Source organism: Stenotrophomonas sp. 2YAF22 (assembly GCF_052114665.1).
Classification (GTDB): domain Bacteria; phylum Pseudomonadota; class Gammaproteobacteria; order Xanthomonadales; family Xanthomonadaceae; genus Stenotrophomonas; species Stenotrophomonas indicatrix.
Genome location: NZ_JBFRFE010000058.1, coordinates 1 through 11,393 on the forward strand (window position 1 = coordinate 1; position 11,393 = coordinate 11,393).

An 11,393-nucleotide genomic window follows, 5' to 3' on the forward strand; every position below is an offset into this window, starting at 1 on the left:
CGGTGAACGTGGCCGGTGACATCCGTATTGTCGGTGGCCAGCTGCAGGCGGGCAATCTGCTGGACGTGCTGGGGCGGCCGACAGCGCTGCTGCGCGATGGCCGCGCCAGCGTCGCCATCGCCGACGGTACCCGCATCGATCTTGCCGGTGGCTGGAGCAATGCGTCGTTCGGTGCCGGGCAGGACAGTGGCCGTGCATGGATCGACGGTGGCAGCCTGCGCCTGCAGAGCAGCCATGACGTCACTGTGGGCAGCCGGGTGGCCGTCGATGTCGACGCCGGTGCTGCGCTGGACATGCAGGGCAAGGGCCGCATCGGCAAGGGCGGAGGCGTGAGCCTGCAGGCCAACACCGCCGAGGTGGCTACCGACGGCAGTGGTCGCGTGCGATTGGGTGAAGGCAGCTATTTCAGCGGCCGTGGCGAGGGCGGCGGCACGTTCGCGTTGGGTACCGGAGGCAAGGCGGTCGTCGGCGCAGCGGAGCAGGACGTGACGGTGGTGCAGCTTGACACCGCGTTGTTCGGCAGTGGTTTCGCGCAGTACGACATCAACGCGCACCAGGGCCTGGACGTCGCCGACGGTACCCAGCTGGTCGCGCGCATGCCGGGTCTGCGCCTGGCTGAAGACGCACGCACGGCGCGGGATCGTGCCTCCGCGCTGCAGCCGTGGTCGGCACCGTTGTATGCCGCCGATCCGCAGAGTGGGCGCATCCGGCAGCGCAGCGGGGCCAGCATCACCCTGCGCTCGGACCGCAACAGCGTGGGCGGCGACCTTCGGGTGGGCCGCGATGCGCGGGTCGCCGTCGATCCGGGCCAGGCGATCACCCTGCTCGGTGCGGGCAACATCGACGTGGAGGGGACGCTGCAGGCACGAGGCGGCCGCATCAGCATCGACGATGTGCGCCCGGATACGGCGCTGTACGCCGGCCAGCGCAGCGAGCGCACCTGGCGGATCGATGACGGTGCGGTACTGGACGCCAGCGCCGATTCGGTGTCGATGGTCGATGCTGCTGGCCGCCTGCGCGGCCAGGTGCGGACGGGTGGGCGCATCGAGATCGGTGGCGCGCTCGACTGGGAGACGTCGGCTTTCGTCGACAACCGGCCGCCGGAAGCCTTCATCGTGGTCGAGCGGGGCGCGCGCCTGGACGCACGCGGCGCTTCGGCCGAGCTGGACATCGACGGCCAGGGCCGTACCCGGGTCGACAGCGACGGGGGCCAGATAGTGCTGCGTTCGGCCAATGCGCTGTACCTGCAAGGGGCGATGGATGCGGCGGCCGGTGGCAGTGGGGCGCGTGGTGGCACGCTGGGCCTCGCCTTCGGCGGCAGCGTGCATGCACGCGGAGCAACCGAGGAGGTGCTGCGCGAACGGGTGATCACGCTCAGCCAGCAGACTGCGGCCGAGACGTCGCTGCCAGCGCGGCTGGACTATGGGCACGCCGCACTGTCGGTGCAGCAGATCCAGGCCGGCGGATTCGACAACCTGTCGGTCTTCGGCGACATCCGCACGCTCGGCAATGTCGACCTGCGCATGGCCGAGTCCCTGCGCATCCATGGGCAGGGGCAGTCCAGCCTGGGCGTGGCGGCAGGCGCGAGCACCCCCAGCGCGATATCGCTGTCGGCGCCGTATGTGCGCCTTGCGCAGGCGCGCTGGAAGCAGCTGTCGGGCGAGAGCCTGCAGTTCACCCAGGGTGCGGTGTCAGCTACTGCGGGCGATCATGCGCTGGCGGTCAACGGCGATCTCATCGATCTTCGCGATGTCACCTGGCTGCCCAGTTTCGACCATCTCTCGTTGAACAGCCGCAGCGATGTGCGTCTTCTTTCCAGCATCGCCAGCAACGCGGCGGTCAGTTCGCTGCTGGCACCGGGCTCGATCGACCTGACCGCGGCGCGCCTGTATCCGACGTTCGGGGCCGTGGGCCGGGTGGTGGCGGGTGCATCGGCGCAGACCGTGGACACCGTCGACTACTGGGCGAACCCGGATGCGGTGCTGCGCATCCAGGGCAACGGCACGGCATCGGGTGTCCCTGCATCGGCGTTCGGTTCGCTTCGACTGGTGGCCGCTACCGTGCAGCAGGGCGGTGCGGTGTGGGCGCCGATGGGAACACTGCAACTGGGTGGTCTGGCCGTGGGCGGTACTGCCGGCGGACGGGTGGAACTGCTGCCCGGCAGCATCACCTCCACCAGCGGTGCCGGCCTGGCGCTGCCCTATGGCGGTACCGCCGATGGCGTCAACTGGCGGATCGGCAGCCGAAGCGTGGATTCCTTGACCGCTGGTGGCATCAGCTCGATGGGCGTCACCCTGAAAGCCAACCAAGTGAACGTGAGCCCGGACGCGCTGCTGGACATGTCCGGTGGCGGCGACCTGACCGGTGCAGCATTCATCTCCGGGCGGGGCGGTTCGGTGGACGTACTGCGCACCGCGTTGGCCGATGCCAATCCCCGCTATGCGTTCAGTGCCTCGGGCAACCCGGTGTATGCCATCGTGCCCGGCTATACGGGCGCGTTCGCGCCCACCAGCACCGACGGCTTCGCCGCGCCCGGCATCGGTCAGCAGATCACCGTGCCGGCGGGTGTTCCCGGATTGCCAGCGGGCACCTACACCCTGCTGCCGGCCAACTTCGCCCTGCAGCCCGGTGCGTTCCGTGTCGAGCTTGGCGCGACCGGTGCGTCCGGCATCTCCCGGCCGCTGCAGACCGGCACCGGCACCTGGCGTGTGTCCGGCCACCAGCGTGGCGATCTGGGCGGCGTGGAATCGCCACTTCTGACCGACCTGCTGTTGACACCGGCGGCGGTGGTGCGGCGGCATTCGGGTTACAACGAAACCAGCTACAACGCCTTCGTGCAGGCAACGGCCGACCGCCGCGGCGAATCGCGCGGCTGGCAGACCATCGATGCGCTGGGCCTGACCCTGGCGCTGGGCGAGGGCGCCGGACGCCAGGGCGCGGCGGCGATCGACTTCGCCGGTACCGCGCGGTTTGCCGCCGCCAACGACAAGGGACGGGGCGGCACCCTGGTTGCTTCGATGGCCAACCCGGCCATCGGCACGCTGGAGGTCATCGGTGCGGACGGCGTGGCGCAGGCGCGCGATCGCGGCGTGACCTTCACCGACCAGGCACTCAATGCGTTCCAGCCCGCGCGCATGGTGATCGGTGGTCAGATCAACCAGGCGGCGTCGCAGGTGGCAGTGACCGGCCAGGCCCGCAGCGTGGCGATCCGTTCCGGGGCCACGCTGCAGGCGCCGGAAGTCCTGGTGGCAGCAGCCTCCGGTGGCAGTGGCATCCTGGTCGAAGCCGGGGCGACCGTGGACACATTGCCCTACGCACGCGCTGGTGGCGACGCCGTCGACACGCTGCCCTACCAGGTCACGGGCGGCCTGCTGGCGGTGTCCAACCAGCGCCTGAACCTGATCACCGGCTCCACAGGCGTTGCCGCCGGCCCGGTGGCGATCGATATCGGCGGCTGCCAGGACGCGTGCGAGGGACAAGCGCGCCTGGTGTCCGACGGCAGCATCGCCGTCGCCACCGACGGCACCCTGCAACTGCGCGATTCGGCCAGCTACGGCACGCGCCAGCTGGGCGTCAGCATGGCTGCATTGAACCTGGGCAGCGCCGAAGCCATCGCACAGGCGGCAGCAGCGGGTGCACTGCCCGCCGGCATGACCATGAACCAGATGGTGCTGCAGCAACTGTTGCGTGGCAACGTGGCTACCGGCGCACCTGCGCTGGACACGCTGAGCCTGGTGGCGCGCGATTCGGTGAATGTGTTCGGCAGCGTCGACCTGGATGCGCGCGACAGCGCCACCGGCGTTGGCAGCCTGCGCACGCTGGTGCTGGGTGCGCAGGCGATCCACGGCTATGGGAACGCCAGCGACCGTGCGCGCATCCTGGTGGATACGCTGGTGTGGGATGGTGCGCTGGCGGCCACCCAGGCCACGGGCAGCAACGTGGCCGTGCCGCCGTCAGAGCCGATGGTGAATCGCTTGGGCGAGGGCCAGCTGGATATCGTCACGCGCACCCTGACGCTGGGGCGTGCGCCGTACAGCAGGCCCAGCTCCGAGGTCGCGGCCAACCGTCAGGTACTTGGCTTCAGCGCGTTGAACCTCGGGGCTTCGGAACAGATGGTGTTCTCGGCGAAGGGAACACTGGATGTGTACCAGCAGCGCGGCGAGTACCTGGCAGACAAGGGCTGGCAGTACAGCGGCGGCAGCGTGGCCATCAGCACGCCCCTGCTGACCGCCGACCCCGGCGCGCAGCTGGCCCTGCGCACCGGCGGCAGCTTCGCCCTGCATGGAGGCAACGGCAAGGCCGGTGGTGATGCGCTGGGCAGCGAACTCAGCATCGACGCCGATCGCATCCTGCTGGACAGCACAATTGCGCTGGCCTCCGGCCGCCTGTCGGCCAGTGCACGCCAGGGCATCGGCGTGGGTGCGCATGCGGCGCTGGATCTGGCGGGTCGTAAGGTCAGCCTGTTCGACGTGGACAAATACAGCTGGGGCGGCGATGTGCTGCTGTCCAGCGACAGTGGCGAGGTGACCACCGATGCCGCCTCGCGCATCGATGTGTCGGCGCGCAACAACCGCGGTGGACGATTGACGGTCAATGCCCTGGCCGGTCGCGCGGATCTGGCCGGACGTGTGGACGGCGCGGCCAGCGGCCGCTACGACGCTGGTGGCACCGTGGTGCCCTACGACGCGGGCGAACTGGTGGTGCGTGCACGCCAGCTGCTGGATTTCGCAGGGTTGAACCAGCGGCTGAACAGCGGCGGCGTGACCGGCGCGCGCACCTTCCAGATCGGCGAGGGTGACCTGCAGATCGGCGACGAGGTGAAGGCGCGCCGGGTCGACATCAGCGTGGACAAGGGTAGCCTGACCGTGGCCGGGCGCATCGACGCCAGCGGCGAGCAGGTCGGCAGCATCCGCCTGTACGCCCGTGATGCGCTGCAGGTGAACGGCACGCTCGACGCGCATGGCAGCGGCCTGCGCGTGGACAGCTACGGCAAGATCATCGACAGCGCCAACCGGGCGACGGTCGAACTGGGCAGCGCGGCGGGCCAGGTCAGCATCGGCGCTGGCGCCGCGATCGACCTGCGTGCCGGCAGCGGGGTCGCCGTGGGCAGCCAGCGTGGGCAGAACGATGGCGTTGCGCGCGGTACGCTGAAAATCGATGTGCCACGGATCGGCACCGATGACGCGGCCATTGCCGTTGCCGACGGTGTGCGCATCACCGGTGCGGCCGACATCCAGGTCAACGGCGTGCGCCGCTATGACGATGCACCGCTGGCCTCCAGCGTGGATGTGCACGGCAACCGGGCGCAGGTCGTGACCCAGCAGTGGCTGGACCAGATCGTCGATCCGGATAACCGCACGTGGATGGACGGGGCGCTGGCCAATGCCGATCTGCAGCAGCGCACCACAGCGCTTGGCAGCCACCGGCTACGTCCGGGCGTGCAGGTGGTTGCGCGCCGTAGTGCGGACAACCCCGGTGGCGACCTGACGGTTTCCGGTGACATCGACCTGTCCGGCTACCGCTACGGTCCCGATGCCGACCGTCTCGACCCGGCGCGGCGCGGGTTTGGCGAATCGGCCTCGCTGGTGCTTCGGGCCGAAGGCAACCTCAACATCCATGGCAGCATCAACGATGGCTTCGCGCCACCGCCCGCCAACCCGGATGAAGCCGGCTGGGAACTGATCGAGGGTCGCAGCAGTGGTGCCGCCAACACACCGTTCGGTGGCGGCCTGGTGGTGCCGGTGGACGGCGTACAGCTGCAGCCGGGTACCGAATTCCCGGCGGGCGCCACGCTGAACTATGCGGTACCGGTGGAATCGGCTGTGCTGCCGGCCGGTACCGTGCTGCCCGCAGCGATGACACTCGCCGACAGCTTGCGACTGCCTGCCGGCACCGTGCTCGGTGCGGCGGTGACCACCCGTGATGGGCAGACCTTCGCCGCCGGCACCCTGCTTGACCAGCCGTTGCAGCTGGAGGCAGGCGCGCGCCTGGGTGGCGGCTTCCGTCTGCGCAGCAGCGTGCAGATGGCTGCACAGGATTGGCCCGCCGGTGCTGTGCTGCCGATCGCGTTGCGTCTGGCACGGGCGGTGGACCTGAAAGTGGGCGCATACATTCCCTCCATGACCAAGGTGGAGCTGACCGCCGATGCGCCGGTGAAGCTGCGACCTGCCGATGCCAATGGCAACCAGGGCCGCAACTGGGCGCTGGCGCCGATGCTGGCGGAAGGCACGACGTCGTGGGACCTGACCGCTGTGGCCGGCGCGGACAGCGACGCTGCCGATCCGCGCACGCGTCGCTGGGGCAGTGACGGCAGCGTGGTGCTGGCCGATACCCATCAGGGATCGGTGGGCACGGTGAAGACCGAGATCATTTTCGTGGGCGACCGCGTGCTGACCGAGCAGGCCTCGCTGGACTGGATGGGGGACACCTCCTATGCCGGCCGCCCGATCGCCGAACTGGCCGATATCTTCGGTTACACCGAAGAGGAGTTCTGTGCGCTGGCAGACGGTTACTGCGGCCCCGCGCCGCGGCAGGTGGCCGCACAGGGCTCGCTGGATTTCTGGGGCGATGAATCCTACGTCGGCACGTCGGCCAAGGACTTCGCGGCGATCTTCGGCATGACCGAAGACGAGTTCTGCGGATCGGCACCCACCTATTGCTTCGGCGGAGGCACGCAGACCGAGGTGACCACCTACGGCAAGCGCCCCGGCACACCCGCGTGGAGCGTGCTGCGCACCGGCAAGGGAGATCTGGAACTGCTGGCGGCCGGCGACGTGGTGATGAAATCAGGATTCGGCGTCTACACCGCAGGGACACCCACCTCGCTCGGCAACGGTCGTGATGCGGACTTCAATTCGCCGCGTGCGCCGGCGCCCTGGAACAGCGCTCTGCTCGGCAAGGGCGTGGTGCCAGGCAGCTACGACGCTGCACTGGCGAGCTACCAGGCGTGGTATCCGGACCATGGTGGCAACCTGCGCGTGGAGGCCGGGCGAGACATCGTCGGCGACGTGTGGACCGCGCGCGCCGAGTCGGGCAGCACCGACCGGGACATGGCCCTGCATGGCAGTGCCGCAGTGGGCAACTGGCTCTGGCGGCAAGGCACCGGCAGCACCACCGGGGTGACGCCGGTACCGACCAGCTGGTGGGTGAACTTCGGCACCTACGCCAACGTCTCGGCCACCGCAGGCAGCACGCCGCGGATGGTGGGTTTCACCGGCTTCGGTACGCTCGGTGGCGGCAATCTCACGCTTGACGCCGGCCGCAACGCCGGTGTGCGCGAGGCGATGGGCGATGCTCTGGGGTTCATGACCGCACCGCACTCGGGTGCGATCGTTGCCGCGGTCGGTTCCACCGGACGGGTCAGTGATGGCCAGCTGTACCTGACCGGCGGTGGCGATCTGCGCTTGCGCACCGGGGGTGTGCTGAATCCGGAGCTGACGGCCACGTTCTCCAGCCTCAACACCGCCAGGGCAGCGCAGGACCTCGATCTCAACGGCACCTTCACCAACCTGCGGGGCAGCCTGCTGCTGGAGGCCGGTCGCATCGGTGGCATGGGCGTGACGCTGGAGAACTACGGCACACTCGGTCGCCAGCGTGCGGCCGATCTGTTCGCCGCCGACAGTGCACGTGCGATGGGCGGTCCGGTGCTGGTGCTGGGCGATGCCACGGCATCGCTGCAGGCGCGCGGTGACGTAGTGCTGGGTGGTGTTGGCGATGCTGGCCGGGTAGCGGTGGCGAACTACAGCGGTGTGACCCAAGACAACGGCAGCCGCGCCGCCGGCACCACGTGGTTCTCGCTGTGGACCGCATCCACCGCCGTGGACCTTTTCAGCGCTGGAGGCGATCTTTCGCCGGGCGTGGTCGGACCCCTGAATCTCAACGGCAGCAACCTCGGCGCCGAGCAGGTGCAGCTGCAAGCCGGCGGGCGCGATCTACTGCAGTACTGGCTCTATCCTTCGCGGTTCAGCGCGGTTGCCGCACAGGGCAACATCACCTTCGACCGCCTGAGCATGCAGGATAACACCCAGGACGTACTGCTGCTGGCACCCTCGGCCAGTGGTCGCCTGGATGTACTGGCCGGCGGCGGCATCTTCGCCCAGCCGGGCGCCACCCAGATGGCGCGTTCGGCCGCGGATACACGTATGCCGGGGCCGTTCGATCCAGCCTTCATGGCCCAGGTGGGCGATGGCAACGGCAACCTCACCCGGCCGCACCACAATCTGTCGGTGGATGGCCATTCGGCGACGCCGGAGGCGGCATTGCCGCTGTTCGCGTTCGGTCCCAATACACCGTTGTCGAATCTGCCGGGTGCACTATCGCCCAGCCGCTTCTATGCCGTGGGCGGCGACATCATCGGCCTGCAATCGGGTGCGCAGCGTACCTTGGATCGCTCCGGCAGCCAGCACACGCAGTTTGCTCTGTTCGAGGCGGCCGGTGCGGTGCAGATGCGCGCCGGGCGCGACATCCTGGGTGTTTCGCTGACCGCCCTGAACAGCACAGCCACCGATGTTTCGGTGGTGGACGCAGGGCGCGACGTCGTACACCTGGATGCCGTGGTGGCCGGTCCCGGCAATCTGGAGGTCAGTGCGGGTCGTCAGCTGCGGCAGGAGGACGTGGGCAGCATCGTGACGCTGGGCGGTATCGTGCAGGGCGATGCCCGCTCGGGGGCGAGTGTCGGCCTGACCGCCGGCAACCAGCAGATCGACTTCGCCGCACTGCGCGCGCGCTATCTCGACCCGGCCAACCTCGCCGATCCAGCGCAGTCGCTGGCGGCGCAGCCGGGCAAGGCGGTGAAGATCTATGACAAGGAACTGAAGCAGTGGCTGCAGCAGCGCTTCGGTACCTCCAGCGAAGGCTCGGATGCACTGGCCGCGTTCGACGCGTTGCCGAAGGAACAGCAGCGCATCTTCCTGCGCCAGGTCTACTACGCCGAGCTGCGCGAAGGTGGTCGTGAGTACACCCATGCGGAAGGGCCGCGTTTCGGTTCCTACCTGCGCGGTCGCGAAGCGATCTCCACGCTGATGCCGGACAAGGATGCGAATGGCGCAACCATCAACCGCGCTGGCGATATCGTGATGTACGGCGGTTCCGGTGTGCGCACCGAGGCCGGCGGCAACATCGAGTTGATGGCCCCGGGCGGGCAGATCGTGGTGGGCGTGCAGGGCGTGGTGCCTCCCGCAAGTGCGGGCCTGGTCACCCAGGGTCAGGGTGACATCCGTCTGTTCAGCCAGGACAGCGTGCTGCTGGGCCTGTCGCGGGTGATGACCACCTTTGGCGGCGACATCCTGGCATGGTCCGAGCAGGGCGACATCAATGCCGGACGTGGTTCGCAGACCACGCTGCTGTACACCCCGCCGCGTCGCGTCTATGACACCTGGGGCAACGTGATCCTGTCGCCGCAGGCACCGGCCAGCGGCGCCGGCATTGCAACGCTGAACCCGATCGCCGAAGTGGCACCCGGCGATATCGACCTGATCGCACCGTTGGGCACCATCGATGCAGGCGAGGCCGGTATCCGCGTGTCGGGCAACATCAACCTGGCGGCATTGCAGGTGCTCAACGCCGCCAACATCCAGGTGCAGGGCGACAGCAAGGGCCTGCCGGTGCTGGCCTCGGTGAACGTCAACGCGCTGGCTTCGGCAAGCGCTGCGGCCAACAGCGCCAGCCAGGCCGCACAGGACGTGATGCGCAAGAGCCAGGACGATGCGCGGCGCAACCAGCCGTCGGTGATCAGCGTGCAGATTCTCGGCTTCGGCAGTGCCAGCAGCAGCATCGACCCGCCAGCACGCGGAAACACGGCCGCCGCCAGCGGCTACGACGTCGACAGCGCCTTTCAGTTCCCGCAGGCGCGGGCAGACGCGGGCAAGCAGCAGGTGCAGTAGATCCATGCCATGCGTGGATGGAGGAACGGTGCGGACCAAGGACCGCACCCACCACGCGCAGAACAGAGGATCGGGCCAGCTGCCAGGGAACGGTGGCGGCCCCAGCCAGGACGGCACCGAGGGCAGGGAACAGCCATCAGCGGTGAGGACCACCGACACGGCGCCGCCGGGCGCGGGACAGCGCCCGGCGGCAGGAGGGCGGTAGATCCACGCCACGCGTGGACGCCTCTCCGTAGATCCACGCCACGCGTGGATGCCTCTCAGTAGATCCACGCCGCGCGTGGACGCCTCTCAGTAGATCCACGCCATGCGTGGATGGCTGGGTCAGCTTCAGTGCCGACCAACGGTCGGCACCCACCAGAGCAGGCTTGGCAGCAGAGGCAGGCCTGGCAGTAGATCCACGCCATGCGTGGATGCTCCTCTCAGAGCGCCAACACCCGCCGGTAGCTCAGCGGCCCGCGTGCATCGCGCAACCCCAACCGCAACTCCAGACCGGTCGCCGGCAGAATCTCCCCCTGGCTGGGCAGCATCGCCCAACCCACCCCTGGCTGCCACGCCCGCACCTCGAAGCGCTGCACATCACGGGCCACCAGCAACCCGCGCGTCGGCTCGGGCGCCGGCAGCGGATAGTGATCGGACGGCGTACCGCTGGCGCGCCACAACGTGCTGCCTTGCCGCCACCAGCGAACGCGCTGCCACTGCAGTCCATCACTACCGACGCTGCGGGTGATCTCCAGCGTAAAGCCGCCATCGGGGTGGCGCTCGCTGGCCAACGATGGGGGCAGCAGCCGTGACGGCTGATCGGCGGGGCGCACTGCGCCGTTCATCAGCGCATCATCGGCCCGCATCTCGATATCGCGCTGGAATTGCTGCAGCACCCGTATCGCGGTGCTGGTCTCGGCATCCGCCTGGCGCAGGCGCTGGTCCGTATTGGCAACGCTGTCCAGTGCGCGCCAGCAGATCACCGCAAGCACGCCCATGATGGTGATGGCGATCATCACCTCGATCAGGGTGAAACCGCCCGCCGCGCGTTTCATGGCGCCGCCGTCCACGGCAACTGCAGGCGCGTCAGCGATTGCTTCGGCGCATCTTCGGCCACCACGCTCAACTCCAGCTGCGGTTGCCCGTCCATACCACTGCCCAGGTGCTGCTGCACCAGGAAGCGGGTGCGCCCCTGCAGGCACAGCAGGCGCGCATCGCTGGGTGGCTGTGCGGACAGACGCAGCTCCTGCCAGCGGTCCTGCGCGCACAGCAGGGCCAGCCGGCGGTCCCGCAGGCGCGACTGGTCATCGGTCGCCACCGCCACCGAGCGCATCACCGCTGCCAGCGCGATGGCCACGATGGCCAACGCGATCAGCACCTCGATCAACGTGAATCCGTGTTGCTGCCGCTTCACTGCATGACCTGCAATTGTCCACTGCCATCATCACGAAGACGCAGTCGACGACCGTCCAGCGACAACGCCAGCTCCCACGGCACACCAATCCATTCGGGGCTCAGCTCGATGGCGGC

Annotated in this window: 3 protein-coding genes and 1 pseudogene; 1 reads left to right on the plus strand and 3 read right to left on the minus strand. The window is 68.8% G+C overall.

What is annotated here, in order from left to right:
- On the plus strand, positions 1-9,881 hold a 9,881-nt coding region (locus AB4Y84_RS04110; protein WP_442249803.1), incomplete at its 5' end, for a filamentous haemagglutinin family protein.
- 422 nt (positions 9,882-10,303) lie between these two features.
- Here AB4Y84_RS04110 and AB4Y84_RS04115 read toward each other — a convergent pair.
- From AB4Y84_RS04115 to AB4Y84_RS04125, 3 genes and pseudogenes are all read right to left on the minus strand, one after another.
- Positions 10,304-10,918 (minus strand): PulJ/GspJ family protein, encoded by a 615-nt coding sequence (locus AB4Y84_RS04115; protein WP_442243677.1) that lies wholly within the window; start codon positions 10,916-10,918, stop codon positions 10,304-10,306.
- Complete coding sequence (gspI, locus tag AB4Y84_RS04120) at positions 10,915-11,277, minus strand: type II secretion system minor pseudopilin GspI (protein ID WP_313248210.1); 363 nt, start codon at positions 11,275-11,277, stop codon at positions 10,915-10,917. Before gspI ends, AB4Y84_RS04115 begins: the two co-directional genes overlap by 4 nt.
- A pseudogene (locus AB4Y84_RS04125) lies at positions 11,274-11,393 on the minus strand (type II secretion system minor pseudopilin GspH); the annotation flags it as partial. The gene gspI and the pseudogene AB4Y84_RS04125, both read right to left, overlap by 4 nt.

Coding starts and splice junctions, on each gene's coding strand:
- AB4Y84_RS04115 (WP_442243677.1), bottom strand. CDS start 10,918: ATGAAACGCGCGGCGGGCGGTTTCACCCTGATCGAGGTGATGATCGCC.